Source organism: Bartonella tribocorum, assembly GCF_002777915.1.
GTDB lineage: Bacteria > Pseudomonadota > Alphaproteobacteria > Rhizobiales > Rhizobiaceae > Bartonella > Bartonella tribocorum_A.
The window spans coordinates 225560-246174 of the sequence record NZ_NJGE01000001.1 but is presented as its reverse complement, the minus strand read 5'-3'; the positions used below and the strand labels follow the sequence as shown (position 1 = coordinate 246174).

Annotated in this window: 10 protein-coding genes and 2 tRNA genes; 5 read left to right on the top strand and 7 right to left on the bottom strand. The window is 37.7% G+C overall.

All coding sequences use genetic code 11. The features are described 5' to 3' along the window. Positions 1–637: 637 nt before the first annotated feature. A complete protein-coding gene (locus tag CER18_RS00945; protein ID WP_100128238.1) occupies positions 638–6634 on the bottom strand; it encodes a Vomp family autotransporter in 5997 nt (1998 codons plus the stop codon). 1000 nt (positions 6635–7634) lie between these two features. Further along, positions 7635–8177 (bottom strand): helix-turn-helix domain-containing protein, encoded by a 543-nt coding sequence (locus CER18_RS00940; protein WP_100128251.1) that lies wholly within the window; start codon positions 8175–8177, stop codon positions 7635–7637. 940 nt (positions 8178–9117) lie between these two features. Here CER18_RS00940 and CER18_RS00930 point away from each other — a divergent pair. Continuing rightward, positions 9118–9387, top strand: coding sequence for a hypothetical protein (locus tag CER18_RS00930; RefSeq protein ID WP_100128237.1), 270 nt, complete (start codon positions 9118–9120; stop codon positions 9385–9387). Positions 9388–9705: 318 nt separating this feature from the next. On the opposite strand, the gene CER18_RS00925 is transcribed toward CER18_RS00930, so the two are convergent. After that, positions 9706–10917, bottom strand: coding sequence for an MFS transporter (locus CER18_RS00925; RefSeq protein ID WP_100128236.1), 1212 nt, complete (start codon positions 10915–10917; stop codon positions 9706–9708). Positions 10918–11423: 506 nt separating this feature from the next. Here CER18_RS00925 and CER18_RS00920 point away from each other — a divergent pair. The 3 genes from CER18_RS00920 to CER18_RS00910 all read left to right on the top strand — a co-directional run bounded on the left by CER18_RS00920 (position 11424) and on the right by CER18_RS00910 (position 15161). Then, the gene (locus CER18_RS00920; RefSeq protein WP_100128235.1) at positions 11424–12200 is read left to right on the top strand and encodes a class I SAM-dependent methyltransferase; all 777 of its coding nucleotides are present in this window, start codon (positions 11424–11426) and stop codon (positions 12198–12200) included. 544 nt (positions 12201–12744) lie between these two features. Continuing rightward, a complete protein-coding gene (locus tag CER18_RS00915; RefSeq protein WP_245410022.1) occupies positions 12745–13959 on the top strand; it encodes an MFS transporter in 1215 nt (404 codons plus the stop codon). After that, positions 13956–15161, top strand: coding sequence for an ATP-grasp domain-containing protein (locus CER18_RS00910; RefSeq protein ID WP_100128234.1), 1206 nt, complete (start codon positions 13956–13958; stop codon positions 15159–15161). The genes CER18_RS00915 and CER18_RS00910 overlap by 4 nt, the downstream gene beginning before the upstream one ends. A gap of 175 nt (positions 15162–15336) precedes the next feature. On the opposite strand, the gene CER18_RS00905 is transcribed toward CER18_RS00910, so the two are convergent. The 4 genes from CER18_RS00905 to rplU form a co-directional block, all read right to left on the bottom strand. Continuing rightward, positions 15337–15426 (bottom strand) — tRNA-Ser (locus CER18_RS00905). A 603-nt stretch (positions 15427–16029) separates the two neighbouring features. Beyond that, entirely contained in the window at positions 16030–18564 is a 2535-nt protein-coding gene (gene ptsP, locus CER18_RS00900; RefSeq protein ID WP_100128233.1) for a phosphoenolpyruvate--protein phosphotransferase, read from the bottom strand. Between the two features lie 819 nt (positions 18565–19383). Then, complete coding sequence (gene rpmA / locus CER18_RS00895; protein ID WP_100128232.1) at positions 19384–19653, bottom strand: 50S ribosomal protein L27; 270 nt, start codon at positions 19651–19653, stop codon at positions 19384–19386. A 12-nt stretch (positions 19654–19665) separates the two neighbouring features. Beyond that, positions 19666–20142 carry a 50S ribosomal protein L21 gene (rplU, locus tag CER18_RS00890; protein WP_100128231.1) on the bottom strand — a complete coding sequence of 159 codons (477 nt, stop codon included), beginning with the start codon at positions 20140–20142 and terminating at the stop codon, positions 19666–19668. Between the two features lie 293 nt (positions 20143–20435). On the opposite strand from rplU, the gene CER18_RS00885 reads away from it, so the two are divergent. After that, positions 20436–20525 (top strand) — tRNA-Ser (locus CER18_RS00885). The last annotated feature ends 90 nt before the right edge of the window (positions 20526–20615 follow it).

Here is a 20615-nt window from a genome sequence, read left to right as displayed (position 1 = left end):
ATAACGGATATCTTTTTGCATATTGGTTAATATTATCTTAATTTTTAACTAATTGTTTTTTTTAGTTTCTCATTTACTCCTTTTATTCACAGAGTGAGTGTTAAGATAGCGACACAGTCCCCTCTCTATTGAGCCGAGATTTTTTTGCAAAACAAGCAATAGTATAAAATTTACGATTTTTTTGAAGAATACGCAAGAGAGACTTGTTAATTTATTGTTATCCTTAAAGGAAATCCCGTCACAGGCGCTAACAAATGACGAAGACAAAAATGATTTAAGTTACTGCAAGCTGATTTAGCATTATAATTTTTTATCATTTCCTCAGTCAAAATAAAACATCTTTTATCTTTACCAGAGATCATAAATTTACGGTTTTGTAGAGACAAAGGTAATTCATCTTTGCTCTCTTTAGGCTGCTGCAAAAATTTTAAAGCAAAAATAAGAAATGCATTCTTTTCTCTTGAAAAAAGTGGTTATTTGCCTGAAATCGTAAAAGTTTTTTCTGTTTTTAAAATCTGTGGTTATCGTTACATCCTTTATCAATCTCTCTATGCATATCTTTTATAGATGTAAAAACAATTCACCCCTGCCTTATAAGACAAGGGTGAAAAGAATTTTTTATATGTTTCGTTGATTATTAGTTCAAAGTCATATTGAATCCCGCACCTACACCCCAATGACCGCCAGAAGTGGTAACAGATACATTAGACCGAATGTTTCCCTTCTCTGATGTATAACCTGCACCAAAGGCAAATGCAGATTGGCTACGCCATAAACCAGTCCCAAATCCAACGCTTAATTTTCCAGGAGTATCATTGTAGCGCAAGTTAGACACCGCTAGACCAATAGCCGCTGCTTGTCTTGCCTCTTTTTTCACACTCTCAATGCTGTAGTTTAAAGCATCAAACTTCATATCTGTATATTGTTTAGCCCGCTCAACAGCATCGTCAATCGCATCAATCGTAATATTACGAATCCGTTGATCCGTATAATGCTTGGATTCATCAAGAACAAGCTTCGTCTGTTCTTTAGTGTAATCATGGAGTTGTCCACCATTTACAGCTTCTTTTGATCCTTTCTCAATTTTACCATCAGCTACATTATCAATCAACACAGGTTCACTGGCATCACCACCTTTCAAAGTGATTTTATTGACTTTTTTACCGTTTTCATCTCTGTCATAACGAACCGCATCCTCTTCAATGACATCAACTCTATTATTGATATTGTCAACTTTACCACCAATATTGTTAACGACATCACCAATATCAGCAATGGTATTAGAAATGTTATCGACTCTGTTGTTAAGATGCTTAACATCTTTTTCGACACCAGTGACACGTTCATTGGTTTTCCAAAGTTGCCCACCATTAACTGCATCTTTCGAACCTTCTGCAATTTTGCCATCAGCTACACCGGTAATCTTACTCGGTTTACCATCACGGTTAGCATCATAAGCTTTTTTATCCTCATTCCACTTTAAAGCATCTGAATCGACCTTGTTGATGACATCATCAATACGGTTATTAATATTCGACATATTTTTATTGACGTCACCAAAAGCATCAGCAACATTATTATGGTTTTTCTCAACAGTCGTACCATCAGCATTGACTTGAACAATCTTGAAGGTAGGATTTGTCCATTGACCATTCTCATATTTGGCACCACCACCGAAATAATTCGCAAGCTGGTTGCTCATGAGATAAAGCTGGTTCCCCGTAATGGCATCTGTTGAACCTTGAGCAATTTCACCATCCAAAAGATACTTCAATTTGCTGTTTGTCTTCTTGCCATCTTTTTCATGACGTGCAACGAATGCTCCTTCTTTATCATCCCACAGTAAAGCATCTTTAGAGATACCTTCAATTGTTTGATTAAACTTATTGGATACTTTCGTTAAGCGCTGATTCACATCTTTAACATTTTTATCAAGACCTGTTAAAGCTGAACCAACGTCATAAAAATTCGCCTTTCCTACCTGACCATCTACAATAGCAGATAAAGTATATTTCAGTCCTTTAAAGGCACCATCAACAAATTTTGCACCACCACCAAAAAACTTAGCAATATCTTCTGATATTTTATTAATCTGACTACCATTGATTGCATCTTTGGAATCTTGGGAAATACTACCATCTTTGACATTATGAAGAGCAACTGGTTTTGCACCTTTCTCTCCGCCCAAAGTTACACTCTCATAATTAACGTTACCATCTGCATCTTTATCGTAGAGAACAGCAGCTGCACTTACTTTTTCAATATCTTTAGTAATATCCTTTATGCTTTTATCAAGTTGGTCTTTGTTAACAGCTTCATCACCTTTTTCTGCTGCTTGCACACCAGAAATCTTACGTGCTACACTAGCATATCCCGCAATATTGATCTCAGTCCCAGCCGTATCCTTACCAATCGTGATAAGACCTGTATTTTCATCTTGCTTAACAAGACTATTTTTTATCACATCGGAAATCTTATTATCAATCTTATGGATAGAAATATTCACACCGGTAAATGCCTCTGTAACATTATCATATGTATTTTCACCAATAACGAAGGTTGGTTTTACACCGTTCAGGACATCCGTACTACCTCCAAAATATTTTGATGTATTTTTAGCAACTTTTTCAAGATTATTAGTAACAATCGTAACATTTTCATTCGTCTTAAAGAGCTGTGAACCATTTACTGCTTCCGTTGATGTTGGAGAGACCACTCCATCTTTCACACCGGAAAGTTTACGATCCATACCACGGTTATTTAAGATGCTGATTTCAGTACCAGCTTTATCCTTACCAATCGTGATAAGTTTTTTACTTTCATCCCATTTAACAAGACTATTTTCTGTCACATTATTAATCTGATTATAGATATCCGTGATAGAATTATCGACAGCAGTAAAAGCCTCAGTTACATTATCATATTTGTCATCCCCAATAATAAAAGTTGGTGCGATACCATCAATCACATCTGTCTCACCGCCAAAATATTTCGATGTATTTTCAGCAACATTGAAAAGCTGTGAACCATTTATGGCATCTGTTGAATCTTTAGTAATGTCGCCCTTTTCAAGATATTTAATTTTACTATTAGTTTTTTTGCCATTTTCACCATGAAGTGCAACAAACGCATCTGCCTGATCACTCCAAAGTAAGGCATCCTGATAAATCTTATCAAACTTATCATCAAATTTCTTGTCTACGTATTGTATATGTGTATTCACATTTCTGACATTTACATCAAGCTCTTCAAGAGCATCGCCAACATTTTCAAAAGTTTTCCGTTCTATGGTACCATCTGTAGAAACTTTAGATAAATTATATCTTGGTCCTACAAAAACACCGTCCTGAAATGCTGTATTGCCACCAAAGAATTTTGCAATATCTCCAGATATTTTATTAATTTGGCTACCATTGATTGCTTCATGCGACTCCTCAGAAATTTTACCATTTTTCACACCCGCAATGGTCCGCTCTCCCTCAGTACCTGCGATATTAATTTTTTCACCACCTTTTTCTTTACCAATGGTAATAAGCTTCTGATCTTTCTCCCATTTAACAAGACTATTTTCTGTTACATTGTTAATCTGATTGTAAATATCCGTAATAGAGGTATCGATCGCCTCAAATGCAGATCCAACATTTTGATGTGTTTCTTTCTGAACAGTGTATGTGGGTGCTTGACCTTTAATTACGTCTGCACCACCACCAAAATAATCATTCAACCTATCAATTCGCTCAAGCGTCGTAAAGAGTTGTGAACCATTAACCGCCTCAGTAGAAACCTCAGAAATAATCCCATCAGCAACACCAGTAATATTTCGATTTTCATCTCCATTATTGGCAATATTGATTGTCTTGCCACCCTTTTCTGCTCCAATGGTAATAAGGAGTTTTCCATCATCCCATTTAACAAGGCTATTATCTTCTACTTCCTTTATTTTCTCTTCTACCGTCTTCAACTGTGAAACATTAACAGCATCACTCTCATTAGTACCCTTTTGTACTCCTGTAATTTTTGTATTGGCAGCATGAATACCGCCATTGGTCATTCTTGGACCACCCTTAATCATGAAACCGTCATTACTCATGCTGCTAAGCCCTGTTTCTACACGGCCAACTTTAATATAGTCACTTAAATCAAAGGATACTTTATTGTTTTCGTTTTTGACAATTTTAATATTTGCAGTATCACCCTCACTATTATCATCGTTTTTATGCTTAACTGCAACAAAATCCACTGTACTACCAGCCTTAACTTTTGTAGCATTGTTACCATCAACAGAAAGTTTCCAGCCCGTTTCCATCCCTGCTGTAAAGTCTTTCAACTGTTTATAATTTACAGCATCCGTATCTTCAGTCCCAGTTTCCACTTTCGTGATTTTTTTATTGCCAGCATCAATCCCATTCGCTGTTATGCTTGGCCCCCCATCAACAAACTTAAAGCCATCGCTATTCATTACGCTGTTGCCCGTCGTGACACTTGTCAACTTAAGGTTACTATTCAAAGTAAATGTAACTTTATTTCCATTACTTTTGATAATTTTGATGTTTTTGTTATTGTTATCATCAGCACCTGTAACAAGATCTACTGTACTATCAACTCCAACATCTGTAGCATTGTTACCATCAACGGAAAGCTTCCAGCCTTTTTCTGCAAGTTTTTTTACCTCTGTCAACTGATTATAATTTACAGCATCAGTACCGCTTTTTCCATCTGCTACTCCTTTGATTGTTTTATTCCCAGCATGAATACCTTTAACAGTTATGCTCGGCCCCTCACCACCGTCAAATCTAAAACCAACAGCATCCATGACGCTGTCTCCTGCAGTGACAGTCATTACATTAATATCATCGGCTAAATCAAACGCAACATTACGGTTATTATCTCTTACAATTTTGATATTCTGACTACCCTCCTTACCAGCTGATTGTAAATTTACTGTATCATTTTGTCCAATAGATATACCATTTCCACCATTAACAGAAAGTTGCCAATGCGTTGTAGCAGCTTCTTTTATCTCTTTCAGCTGTTTATAATTCACTGCATCGCTATCTTCAGTCCCGTCTACTACGTTTGTGATCTTTTTATTGCCAGCATTAACACCATCAATAGTCATCATTGGCCCGTTTTTAATAATAAAGCCATCATCACTCATAGAACTTTGCCCTGTGGTGACTTGTGTCAACTTAAGAGTATCACTCAAAGTAAATTGGATTTTATGCTTATCGCCTTGAGTGCTTTTTGTAATTTTTAAGTTATCTTTTCCTACTACACTATTTTTCACTGAAAAATCTACGGTGTTGCCTGAATTCACATCTGTGGGGCCTGTATTGTTAGCAGAAAGTTTCCAAGCTCCTCCTCCTCCTGCTATGACCTCTCTCATAGCTTTTAACTGAGCCACATTCACAGCATCGGTATCTTTACTCCCTGCTGCAACATTTGTAATCTGTCGCGTTAATTCCTGTTCAGTATTACCAACACTAAAATCACCTCCAGTGCTTTTCCATGCAAGATCACCCTTCGTTGTTGTAGTATTTGTTGCAGGATCATAACCTAAAACCTTTGCTTCAACACGAGATACAGACCCTCCCCCCACAGCAACACCATCTATAACACGTACTTGTGCGTTTATACCAATTGCAACTGAATGAGCCATCTCAGCATAAGTATGGGAACCTATAGCAATCGAATTTTTACCTTTCGCTATTACTTTTCTTTCCACCCCGTTTTTTGCAGGCTCCCCACCACCTATTGCAATAGAACCAAGAGCTTGCGCTTCAGCCTTCGAACCTATAGCAACCGTATAATCTTCCGTTGCCTTCGTTTTGAGCCCTAACGCAACACTATTGTAACCAGACGCAGATGCGATATTACCAATAGCAACACTATTTATACCCTTCCCTTCTGCATTTGAACCAACTGCAATCGCATCGTCCAGCGTAGCTTGAGAACTCTTACCTATAGAAATGCTATTTTTACCAGAAGCAGTCGCAAGTCCACCAATAGCAATCGTAGACTCCTTTGACGCTTCTGATCCCACGCCCATGGCAACACTTGCTTTACCACTTGCAAGCGCGGAAACACCAAAGGCTTGCGCGCCACCAGCCTTTGTGGTTGCTCCCGCACCAAATGCCGTTGAATAATTCCCCGTTGCTGCAGCTCCACAACCCGTTACAAAAGAATAAACACCAAAAGCCTCAGGCATGATATTCTGAGATCCCTCAGTATTTGCTCCCATATAAGTAGCATTTCCACTTAAAATCCCAGCGCTTTGCCAAACAACCTTCTCAGTGGTCGTTCCATAAGGATTACGACCACTAAAAGCCTGATTATTGATAAATCTGTCATATTGTTCTTGTGCAGTTATTTGTTTAGCAACATTCTCTTGTTGTTTGCCACCACGACCCTTAACATTATCTACCCCGCAGAAGTCATCATCACCAGCTAGAACAACACTGCCATGACTGCCACGTAGATATGAAACGCCGGTGCCACTTGTACTATTATTATTTCCTCCTACGAATGCAAAATTGGCAGCAAAAACAGGGGAAACACTTGATAAGAGTGTGACCATTGCCGCGCTGAGCGAGACAGCTTTAATTAAATTGGGTGTGGAATATTTTTTTTTCATAAGAACCTCCTCCAACAGAGTTCAACATCATTACAACGCGCAAAAACACTCATCGCAAAACCCTTGTTTGCGCACTTCAAAAACCAATAAATCAAGACAAAACTCCCCCTCTGACACCGACACGTATCGAGCATCAGTCTAAAATCTTTGCAACAACATCGAATCTAGAAAAGTCCCCAACCCTTTTAGTTAGAGGGATTCAAACTAAAAAATAAATAAAAACACAAGACTTTGAAAATATACCGTTATCTCCATTCAAAAACACTGCGGTTTATCTCTTAACAAAAACAGTTTTACTAAAGAGCAATTCTATCTTTCAAATAAAGCGCAGCAGCAGAATGGCAAGAGTGTAAAAAATAATTTTTTATCAATTTTCAAAAATACTTCTTAATAAAATGGCTGTTCTTATAAACACAAATTTATGATTTTTTTAACTTATCGTATAATTTTTAACTTATCGCGTAATATAACAGATAGTGATGATCATCATAACCTCACTCTTTGCTATGCGATCTTTGTTATGCGATAACCTGCTCTAATAAAGGGTGAGTTGCTTTGGAAAACCTATTTCCTAATATAATGAGGCGCGTTTTGTAAAAAATTTCAACGTGCTTATTGCATCATCTTCAAAAAAGATAAAAGCGTGTCATAAATGCTTCTTTGTTCTTCTCTCTTATATGTATGTTAGCATTCTATAAGAACCAAATATAGTTTTGGCACCATAATGGAATTAAGGACATAGTATCTTTTCACTGTTGTCAGTATCTTTTCCTTCAACCAACAAATATTTTAGAAACAATACTCGCTTCTTTTTGAAGAAATTTTATTTGTATCATCAACCATAATGCTTTTTATGAACCGTTTTATCTGTATCAGAACAATATATTGATTTATAATGACAATTTATCTTTTTTCAGATTGAACAAAAGATTTGAAGATCGTAAGATTTTTCCATTTCAAACCTGTTCATACAGTGAAAAAATCAAAAAAGTTCTATTTTTTAAAAGAGCTGTTCGTTGGTATCTCGTGACGTTGCTCGATGCGCTTTCTCAACTTCGATTTTACGCTTTAAATGAAGTTTTAAAAGTGGCATCGTGGCTTCAACTTCTTCCATATCATTGATGTCTTGAATAAGCTCTTGCAGCTTTCCGTAAAGCTCTGCCGCAAGTTCTGCTATATCTTCAGGAAGCGTATCTATTTTTGCATCACGATATGTCGTATAAGCTAAATGTCCAAGCTTTTTCATCAGCCCAGTAGGAATCGCTTGCGGTTTAAAACCAGCTGCTTTCGCTCTTGCTATATCTGAAAACATCTCACCATTGCCCGTTACAAGCCAATCTAATGAGACACCGCAAATTTCTTGATATTTGGATAGCGCAGAGGCCGTAGGCTCACTTATACCAGTTTCATAAGTTCCTATAGAACCAGCAGTGATACCAAGATGTTCAGCAAACTGCTTACGCTCTGTAAAACCAAGAGCGCGACGCACTTCGCAAAAACGTTTTGCCAACTCAGTTTTAGGTTTTGCTTCCGGACGAGCCAAAAAAATCACTCCAAAATCAATATAATTGTTGGCCAAGTAATTATATTGATTTATATCTATCATTACTGCTCCTTAAGAAGAGCAGTTACCACATACACAACCCCACAAAAATGGATGTTACAGCATCCCTCTAAGCAGGAGCGAAAATTATGACAATCCCACAAAAAAGGCAATCGCCATAGTATTTTACCAAGCCCCCTACCCTCATACAACCTAGGCAAAACGCGTGGAATTTTACCAAATACTGCCCTCCAGTGTCAAAAACATTTGGATATCATCTTACAAAAAAATGATCCTTGCCATTGCCAATTGTATACCCATCGAGCAAAGTTCTATCAAAAAGCGCAATCATATGTTTCAAAGCAATAAAAGGCTAATACGGTTCTCTTCATTGCGTGCTGCACAATGTACCACTGAAATCTTATTACAAAAATATGCAAATACACTTCCCATACCATAGTTTTTATAAGATAAAAGGTTTATCAATGTCTAAAAATCGATATAAAATAGGCAAAATAATTGCACTTCTACAAAAAATGAGATTATCACACATTCTTAAGAAGCGGAGCGTTTACAAACCATGCTTGCTTATTGTAGATTTTAATGGCACTGATTTAGCTGTGGTTAGCAATAGAGGTTTTAGAGTGTTTGGTTTATCGTCAAATTATTCCCCCTCTATGCAAATTAAAAGCCTTTTGGCAATGTATTTTAAATGCTATAAGTTCTAGAGCAAACACATTGCCGTCCATATTTACAATTGGGCGCCTCAAAATCTTGGAGTGATAAAGTTTTTAATAGGCATTGATTTAAAAGCGCGTATTTTGCAGAAAATTGACAAAACCATGAGGTTCGTATACATGGCAGTTCCGAGTGATGATAGTGGAATGATCCTTAAACAGACCAAAGCTGCACAGAAAACCGCAACGTGGAGGAGTTCAGCATGACCTCTTTATCCGATAAGGAATTATCCGATACACTGGTTGGTCTTTATGACGACTATCAACGTGGTTTCGATATTGGAGAAGAGCTTAAATTGTGTGTAGATTTAGCTTTATCTCTTGAATTGGAACTCAGCATTTACCGTTTAAGTGAAACAGATGCGCTTTTAAAAAAAGAGATCGTGCAAACCCTACATCGTCGCAGAAATGCTGATTCCAATGAGGATGAAATCAATGCAATTTTTCGTATGGATTTTGAAAAACAAAAATAACGCAACACGCTTTTCCCGTATGATAAGAAAGCGCTTTACTTTCTACTGTGGTCAAACCAAAAAACTTTTAAGAAGCTTTAAAGTGTTGCGTCTTTGCCTCTTTACAAAAGTCTGATGAATTAAAGAAACGCATTAATCCTCTTTGTTCATCATCAAAAAATAAAGAGTATTTTATAGCATCCATAAATTTATGCTTTCTTCATTACAAGCACCAAAACTTTCACATTTTCTCACCACCCCTTTAAAAGCAAAATATGAAATATGTGGCGTTGTAAATGTTTAAAAATAGCGTATAGTCTTACTATACTTCAGTGCAATTTATCGTTTTTCATGTTTATAAAACAGCGCGATGAGCATTCCAAAAAGGGCAACAATACTTTGAATAAAATATATCGATTGAGGTGATATGCTACTGCTATCGCTTGCCATAATGAGATAAACTCCGAGGATAAAACATCCAGACAGACCATTAAAACTGGCCTGCAATCTTCCTTGATATTGGGGATCACAAGAAAGTTGCGATAAAGAAATCGAAAGAGCCCAACTCGAAAGTCCAAATCCGATCATAAAGTAAACAGGAAAAACAACAAAAATGTGTGTATTCACAGACAGAATGATAAGCCCAATAGCCATAAAAGCTAATAAAAGTGCCAATGTTTTCCTTATGGATAAAACCTTACAGAGAAGGGGCGAAAAAAACGCACCTGTCAATACACCCATAGAATAAAGTACCTCAAATATTGCAAAAGTCCTGCTATCCGTGTTTAAAACTTCTTGTGTATAAGGCACCAGAATAACAGGGATAGTCATTAACAGCGTCATAATAATCATCTGGCTTATATAAGGCATAAAAAGAACCGGATTCTGCTTAAAATAACGGAGAGACGCTGTATAATCTTCCCACCAGTTTTGTTTACTTTGACTTTTAGATCTACGGGGTTTAGGTACTTTCATTGCAAAGTTAAACAAACCAGCAAGAATAAAAAATACGCCGCCTATCAGAAGTGTTCCTTTTGTTCCTGCATAGGCGAGTATAAATCCACTCAATCCCATCCCTATGATCGTACCAAGTTCATAAACCATATCGATGGTCGCATTTGCATTGACGAGCTGTTTTTTAGGAACAATACTTTGAATTAAAGGAATAGCTGATGGCATATAAAAAGAGATAAAAACACCCAAAAGAGCAGATAAGAACATCAAATCAATTTCTATGCCCCAATACCCAAGTATTACCCAGCCCACAATTACCAAGCCTCTCACAAGATTTGAAATAATAATCTGCATTTTACGATTATATTTATCTGCCAATATGCCAAAAACAGGCGCAAAAATAATACTAGGCGCCCAAAGAAAAAGCATCATCAATGCTACACCACGGATTGAATTCGTCTGATGGTAGGCAAGCCATGATAATGCAATATAATTGAGCCCATTTCCAAATGTCGCAAATAAACCACTCAAGGTAAAATAGAGGAAAGTTTTATTCTCAAATAGAGAAGCACGCTCTTTCAAATTTGCAAAAAACATAAATCATTCCCTCATACACACGTCCGTATAATCACATTTAAAATATATATTTAGCTCTTATCTCAGTGTACTAAATTAAAAAAAACAAGACTCCTCATTTTGTTAGAGCGTAATTAAGACGTAAAACAGTTGCGTTGAAATCAATTATTTTGACTGTAACAGCCACAAAGCGAATAGGCGATCTCATTTTTACGATAGAGTATTTGAGATTGGTTTTTCCTACAAGCAGGTTATAAATTTGATGCTCATAAAAGGCATTCAGTGCTAATCGCACCAAAACCAGAAGTGAAACAGATTTTTAGAAGAATATATACTATTTCCAACTGATTATGCAAAAAACAATTGACTTTCGAAATACATTATTTGAGGCAGAGGAAAATATCAACCTTTTAGAGCCTGTCAAAGAGCAACTCTCATTTAATTTTCTTTTAAAATTTATACTTGACATAATGGACCAAGGAGAGCTTCTTTATGCACAGTGCAATTCATGAGGGGAACCACACCATATGTTACAAACCATTCAACCACAAAGTGAGAAGTTTGATGGATTGGCTGATGATTATGATCGCTATCGTCCACGCTATCCCCTCACTTTATTTGAAACTATGCTGCTTCCTTTTAAAGACAAAAAGCATTTGTCTATCGTGGATGTGGGAGCAGGAACAGGCATTGTATTAGAGGGAATTGTCAAGCTTCTAGGAAATGAACACCACTATCATGCTATTGATGTATCAGCAGATATGATTAAACAGGGACAAAGCAAATTTCCTTTTGTGCAGTGGTATCACGGCAAAGCCGAAAGCCTCTTGCCCCAAATCGGCAAGGTTGATCTTGTTGTTGCAGCACAAGCGTTTCAGTGGATGGATCGCCCTGTGTTGCTTCGCAATGTCTCAAGTCAACTTCGCGCCGGTGGTGTCATGGCTGTCATTCAAAACAATCGTGATTTTCAAAATAGTCAATTTCTAGCCGCTTATGAATCATTATTAGAGGAAATGAGTCCTAACTATTCCCGTTATTATCGCAATTTTGATTTTTTACAAGAGATGCGTGATGGTCTTGAAGTAAATCCTGAAAAGGTTGCTTTACATACACATAATTGGACGATGACAATCCCATCCGAAGCTTTTATCGGCATGAGCCGCTCTTCAACGCAAGCGCAACGTGCCATTGCCAGCCATGGAGAAGAATATTTGCAGCAATTGGTTACACTCATAAAACGATATGAAGTGCAAGGAAATTTGGAACTTTTGTATCGAAGTGAACTCTACATCTATATGAAATAATCTTACATCTATGGCTATCCCCGTTACCTTTCAACGCATTATAATACCCCCAATAAATAAAGTCCTCCCTCCCAAATTGATTGTATAAAAAATCCCTTAAAGCTGTACTAGTACACCTTAATTTGAGATCATAAATAATTTCTGTCCGATAATAAGGGTCATTGCCATCCTAAAACCCAAGCTTATCCCAGCAATGATCAATAAAAACCCCACAACCTTGAATTAAACAGAGACACTCGTAAAAATACCCAATATGGCTCTCAAGCATACCTGTGCTCATCATCTAGTAAAGTAACTCTTTATCGGCAAGATGTTGCATAAAAAACGCAGCTAAAACACAAGCTCCTCCCGCTACTCAATTTCATGAAAATAGGCTATCATTACAGTAAATGTCAGCGTTCAAATTTATATCATACCCCTATCGAAAAAACTTGACCTATCTAGTAATAGATGTACTAAGTATTTGTAAGAATATACGCCGATTACAATACTGCATATTTTAAAAGGTGTCGATTTAAAGATGCGGACATGAGGGGGGAGTGATGTGCGCAAACAACTGATGTTTCGGTTTTATGGACTGGTTGTCCTGCTCTATCTTTCTGATATGGTGCTCTTCTTAAGTAACCTTTGGAATGCTTATCGCATAACATCCTCATCGGTTTTTCTAGGCATAACCATGGCTTTGGGAACCCTTACACCCTATATTTTGAAAAAAAGTGGTTTTGTGCACATTAAAGCATCGTTGCGATTGGTCGATTTATACACAAGACGGCTCATCATCTATAGCCTCCTTTTATTGATTGCTCTTTTTCATTATGTCGACTCCCGTTTTGGTTTTATTGTGGTCTCTATCTCTATTGGTTATCTCTCTTTGATCACCTTAAGTACGCTGGAGACTTATAATACTAAACTCGCGCTTAGTGGCTATATTAGTGCTCAAAAGGCTTCCCGCATTATGCAAACAGTGGTGCAGATTGGCGCCTTTTTGGGGGCAGCATTGAGCGGTTATCTCTTAGAAGCAACCAGCCCTCGAGGGGTAGCAGCTGAAGTCGGCTATAATGGTTTGATTGCAGCGATTTGTGTGTTTGACATTATCGTAAGCCTTGTGGCCGGATACGTCATCTTTCGCGATGAATATCATGCCGATAGCACTACAAACGACTTGCCGCCTGTCACCGATAAGGAGCCAATACTTATACAACAGGCAGATAGGCTTTCCCTAGAGCTTAAACTTTTATGCGTCTGCATAGGCCTTATTGGTTTTCACATTTGCGCTTATAATACACTGGCAACTATCCTTTTTCAGAGTGTGAAAAATTTTGGCTCTGAATATTATGGGTTGTGCAGCGCAGTTGCAGGCGTGGGGGCTTTTTTAGCTGCTTTTATCAAGATCCCGCGTTTCGAGTTCATCCTTCCAGCTCTTATATTGGGTTTAGCCGATCTTATTTTTAGCACCACACAATCACCTTATTTGGCTGTGATTTTTTGCTTTTTTATTGGCTTTTCAATGAATACCATGCGGATTAACGCCCGCAAACATATGATTGAAGCAACCCAAACAGAAATTCAAGCAGAGCTGGTGGGAAGCTATAGTGGCATGCTTTATACTCTCTCCCAATCGGCAGGTTATGTTATCCTTGGTCTTCTTACAAGCTCTGCCCTTATGGGACCTCAAGCAGCCATTTACCTTCTCCCCCTTATAGGGCTGATAATTTTTATTTATGTTTTTTTCCTTTCATCACAGCGGGCCAAAGTATGAGTAAATCCATTCTTATTGTCGATCCTTTCTCCACGGGTGCTCTTTATAGTCCTGCTTTACAAAAATTAGGCTATGCTTGTTATGGCGTTGTCTCTCAACCAGCTCCTTTTTCACGCTTTATGCTCTCTTATCAAGGTGAGGGCATGGTAGAAGCGAAACTTCATAGTGTCGATGAAATAAAACAGCGCTTTCCTGTCGGTGCGATAAAAGCCGTGGTGGCAGGCTCCGAAATAGGTATTTATTGTGCAGAACAATTGGCTGCTTATTACGATTGTGCCGGAAATAACCCCTTGACCACTGATTGGCGGCGAAAAAAGGCAGCAATGCAAAAGCGCCTTTGTGAAAATGGTTTATCCTATATTCGATCAAAAATTCTTACAAAAGGTGATTGTGCTCTCGATGATTTTGAAAGCCTCAGTGGCTATGTGGTAAAGCCAAACGATTCTGCAGGAAGCGATGGAGTTTTGTTTTTCTCTAACCGGGAAGAAGTGGCGGCGTGGATTTCTGAAATCGACTGGACGCAAAAAAATATTTTTGGCACACCTAACGAGGCTTATTTGCTCCAAGAACGATTGGAAGGAGAAGAATACATCGTAGATGCCATTGTAAAGGAAGAAGCTATAAAGATATGCGCTTTATCGCGATATAAAAAGGGTATTCATAATGGAAGTGCCTTTGTTTATGAATCGCTTGATGTGCTTGATGCTCAAGATCCTCTTTATGCCGCTCTTATCTCCTATGCAAAACAGTGCATTCGCGCAGTGGGAATTGAATATGGACCTGCACATATGGAAATCATGCAAACCGCTCGTGGTCCAGTAATGATCGAAGTAGGAGCCCGCCTGCACGGAGGAATTGCGCCCACTTTGTTTGCACATTGCTATGAAAATGATTTACTTGAAAGCTCCATTAACCTTATTGCGGGAGTGTTTTCACAAACACCAAGTCGCTTTAAGAAAAAAGGGCGTATTATCTTTCTTATCAACAAAGTTAACGATCATATCATAAAAGACGTTAATCTATGGCAACAAAAGCTTCATTCTTGGGAAAATGTTGTTCATTTTATGCTCTTTTTTAAAGAAAATGAGCCTCTCCCCCTAACCATCGATTTAAACACCTGTCCAGCCATTATAGCAATTTGGGGCGAGAGTGATGATGAATTATCGACTTTGGAGAGGATAATTCGTAGCAATTTCTTATAGAGAAAACATCAATTGAAAATAACAAAAAAGCCAAAGAATATTGAATTTATAAGATCTTGCCATCAAGATAATGAAAATTCATTTAGGGTTACAAGATAAATAAAAAAATAAATTAACAAAATTAAAGAGCTTTAAATTCCCTAACTTTTATATCACTCATTAATTTTATGATAAATGGCGGAGAGAGAGGGATTCGAACCCTCGATATGGTTTCCCATATACACGCGTTCCAGGCGTGCGCCTTCAACCACTCGGCCACCTCTCCAGAAGTCTCGCACTATACCCAGAAAGAAATAACGTGCAAGCTTAAATTATACATTCAAAATTCAAAAACAAATTTATTTATTAAAATAAAAGCTGACACCTGTTGAATAACAAGCACATCCTTTCTTTTTAAGAAAAAACTTTTTCCGTGGATAGTTATACACAATGCAAGCATGGGAATAAAAAGCTTATCCCAAACCATAAACTTTCATGATTACTTACGCATCTTCTGCTTTATGCAAGAAATGCTGCTTTTAAAATTGGCATATGATCTATGTTTCCTTCACAATAAAGTTATTAAACATCTCTCACCTATCAAGATTAATTGTCCCAATAATAAATAGAATAACAACGATGTGAATTTCTTATATTTCTAATATCAAAATTGTTTCATTGAGATAATAAATTTTGTTTCAATAAAAATCAGTTTTAACCTTTTTCCCTCCCCCCAAAATGAGGATTCTTAACCACAACAAATTTGATTTAAAATTGCCCTCTTGAGATGCGATCCACCTGTTTGTTACTTTTATGTTGCCTATAATCTGCTCTAGTTCATAATACTAAAGATCTAAGACTTTGCACAATGAGCAAGTTCTTACGTTCTTTACCACTGGATATCCTTGCTTAGAGTGCGTACAGCTCGTGCGGTTTCACATTGTAGTGCTTTTTGTGCTAAAATTTTCATATCTTCAAAACTATGAGTCTGCAAACACGCCTTTACTGGAGCAATATCGCAAGATATCATAGAAAGCTCATTAATTCCCAATCCGGTCAAAATCATAGCACCAAAAGGATCTCCAGCCACACCACCACATACACTAACCCAACGCTTATGTTGTGCTGCTCCCTGAATAGTCTGATAAATCATACGCAAAACTGCTGGATCAAGGCTATCGGCTTCAGATACAAGGTATGGATTTTGCCGATCAACAGCCATTGTATATTGTGTTAAGTCGTTGGTTCCAATTGAGAAAAAATCAACATGTGCGCTCAACACATCTGCCATAATGGCCGCTGCTGGAACTTCGATCATAATACCAAGTTTTAATTTTGGTGCATCAGTATCATTGCGGATTTCTTCTGCAATCTTTTTTATGGTAACAATCTCTGAAACAGACATCACCATCGGAAACACAATCCAGAGATCTCCACCCTCTTTTGCTGCTCGATACAAAGCACGTAATTGAGGGATCAAAAGATCACGCCGACGTAATAAAAGCCGCGTTCCTCGAATACCTAAAAAAGGATTATCTTCTTTAGATACATGTAAATGCGTAACTTGTTTATCCCCACCAATATCGAGCGCCCGAATAATTAATGGCTTATCCCCTACGGCTGCAATCATTGCCCGATATATATCAAATTGAGCCTCTTCATCTGGAATATGGGGATTCTCCAAAAATAAAAACTCTGTGCGCATGAGCCCGACACCTTCAGCCCCCAAATCTAGCGCAACAGGAACCTGATTTGCATAATTGACATTAGCCATGATACGAATTCTTTGACCGTCTGTCGTTTGTACTGGTAATCTATACGTACTTATCTCACTGACACGTTTTTGCGCAACAGTATCAATATGCCTTTGAGCATCCTCAAAATCTTCAAGTGTAGGATCAAGATAAATGAACCCATTATCTCCATCAATAATAGCCTGAACATCAGACTGTATCGCTAAAATATCATCACCTAAAGCAACAACCATCGGAATATCAAGAGTACGCGCCAAAATAGCTGTATGAGAGAGTGGACCTCCCCATGCTGTTGCTAATCCTTTTATTTTTGTACCATCAAGTTGTGCAACATCAGAAGGAGAAAGATCATTTGTAACCAGAATAACACCACTTGGAATATCATTTAAAAAGAATGATCGATAGGATGGATTTATTTCACCTAAAACACGACGACCAACATCAACTAAATTAACAGCACGTGCTGCTAACAAAGGATTATCCACCTTAGAAAACATATCTGAAAACTGTCGAACCGCTCTATCCCAAGACCAAGCAACACCGTGACCTTCTGCTATAAAACGACAAGCTTGAGCTATGAGATTCTCATCTTCAAGCAAGACCATTTGCGCAGAAAAAATCGCCGCAGAATCTGCCCCCATACGCACTGTAATATCGGAAATCACCGATGCCAATTTATGTTTTGTTTTTGTAAGAGCATTTTCAAGACATGCTGCACCAACTGAAAAATCAATTGGCTGGTCTATTATGGAAATATTATTTTGCCTTAAAACAAAAATCTTACCAAACGCTAACCCTGAACTTGCTCCAACACCAGAAATGCCTTTTTGCATGGAGCGTGGATACCAACCATGAAAAGCCTTTGTTTGAGACTCCATTGCTCTCACTACGCATTTTTCACTAATACTGACTTTTTTTACAACAGAAATGGCATCATTGAGAAGTTTTTCTCCTTCTGCAGCATCTGTAGAAAAAATCAGAACATCACCGTTTTTTGCGCCTAATTGCAATAAACCAACCAAATTTTTCATTTCAACGGCGTATTGACCATAGCGAACTCTGATAGAATTTTGAATCTTTTTTGCAAAATCAACCCAAAGAGAAGCTGGTCGTGCATGAAGACCACTCGGATAATCTAAAGTCCATTCTTGACACACCGAAAGATCACCAATAAAAGCTTTTTCTTTCTTTATATCTTGACCAAACAGAGTTGTAACAATTTGCTGTTTGTCCGTAGTTGTCGCTAGTACTTCAAGCTGTTTTTTATCAACTAAAAGAGACGTTAATTTTTTGCAAATTTCTCTATATCGATCTGGACAGGCTGCAATGGCAATAACCAAGTGTGCTTTCTTTCCATCCTGCCACTCAACCCCAGCAGGAACCTGTATAACAGCAACAGCATCCTTGATAATTAAATCACAATTTTCAACCAACCCATGAGGAATGGCTATACCATTTCCAAGCCAAGTATTCGTTATTTCCTCACGTGCAAGCATGCTTGCCAGATAACATTTGTCAACTGCACCAACCTTCACAAGCAATTCAGCAGCAGCATAGATCGCATCATTTTTATGATTAAAAGCAGCTGCAAGTTGTACAGACTTGATAGATAAGATTTCACTCTCAGTAAAATCTACATTCATTGCTTCTGCTTTCTCACATCCCATCATGAACTCAAACTGCCTTACATTTGAATACAAATATCTTTGATAAATTTCATTTCAAAGCCATATTTTCAAAAATATACGATGTACAAAAAACTACGACTTTTTGTTTTACACAATAGAGCTAAGTGAGGTACTTCAACACCTCAATAAAACCGATAAAAAACAATTGGATATTACAATCCCGCGGGTTGCTTAAAAACACCATAAGCAAATCTGACTCTTAACTCTTACTTTTTACAAAAATAAAATTACAAAAATAAAACCCCTATCTCTACAGCCCTAATCATCTGAAAAACTACGTTTACGCCCCCCTGCTCTCAAGTTATTCAACATAACTCGTCATTCTTCTTTCTATAAGAAAGCATCCTCCTCAATCATCTGTAACTTCAGCTAACATTTTAACCCTTCCTCCAAATTGACTTAACCTCCTGCCCCTCTTATCAATTTATTACACCATTAAAAATTGTTCCATGCAACTTACTATCTTTAAAATTCTGTACAGCTTATCCTACGTACTAACCCCTCAATCATATAACATTGATATATTTTAAGCTAATCCTTTTCTTCAATCAATATCGCAAACACACAATGCCCTCTGTCGTACATTTGCAAAGTACGTGCATCCTCACTCTTATCAACCACTAAACTTTTAAAAAAACTCTATAAATAACCTTACTTTCTAGATTTATTATAGTACCAACGCAAAAAGGGAAAGATAACATTCTATCTTTCCCTTTTAATGCTTAAAAACTACAACTGCAATTCAGTTAAATTACTTAAACCAATGAAATTCCAGTTGATTGCTAGAGGAAATGCTACAGATTACTCTGCTGCCTCCACCATAGGAATAACTGAAACATAGGAACGGTTACCCGCTTTCCGTTGAAAAGAAACCTTTCCTTTTGATAAAGCAAAAAGCGTATGGTCTTTTCCAATGCCAACATTGTCGCCAGGATGCCAACGTGTTCCCCGCTGACGAACAATAATATTTCCAGCAATAACGGTTTCACCACCAAATTTTTTAACGCCTAGACGTTTCGATTCTGAATCGCGACCATTACGCGAGGAACCACCAGCTTTTTTATGTGCCATAGACGCTCTCCTTTAATCTTTCTTACTCTTTGATGCTACAGCCGCTTTCTTCTGCGATGCTGTCTTTTTTTCAGCCGTTTTTTCAGCTTTCTTCTCAACAGCAGTACCTTTTGTTTCTTTTACTGCCGTTTCTTCCTTTTTTATGGGTTTCGCAGCTGCTTTCTTAGGCTTTGAACCACCCATTAAAATTTCTAAAACACGCAGCGTTGTAAATTCTTGACGATGACCACGCGTGCGCTTGGAATTCTGACGACGGCGCTTCTTAAATGCGATAACCTTGCGTCCACGTGCCTGTTCTAAAATCTCAGCCGTCACCAGCGCATCAGCAACAACGGGTGTTCCAATAACCGCATTACCTTCTTGCCCAACCATTAATACATCATTAAATTCAACAACATCACCCGCATTTCCATTAACTTTTTCAACTTTTACCACTTGGTTAGCAACAATGCGGTATTGCTTCCCACCGGTTTTAATGACTGCGAACATTTTTTATCCTTCCGTTCACTCCAGCTCTTATTTAATTTTTACCTTGAAATAAGGGAAAATAGGCTGCTTTTTATCAGTCGTAATCAATTTTAAAGAAGGATAAAACCTTCCTCAACACAAATAGGCGCGGATTCCTCCGCGCTCATATTCTGCATATATGAAGGAATTTCTATTCTCTGTCAATAAAGTGCCGTAAAAAAGAAAAAAAGGTTGTACCAAAAACAATTGAAGGTTATCTACCCATCATATACTTAATATACTTAGATAGTGCGGATTTTTGTCGTACTTCATATGGAGAGGTGGCTGAGTGGTTGAAAGCACCGCACTCGAAATGCGGCATAGGGGTAACTCTATCGAGGGTTCAAATCCCTCTCTCTCCGCCAAAGTTTAACTAAAATGATATTATTAGGATGTCTTTAACATAACTCACCAATGAGTTTTGTGTGCTTTGTACCAATCTATTTTCAAAGGAT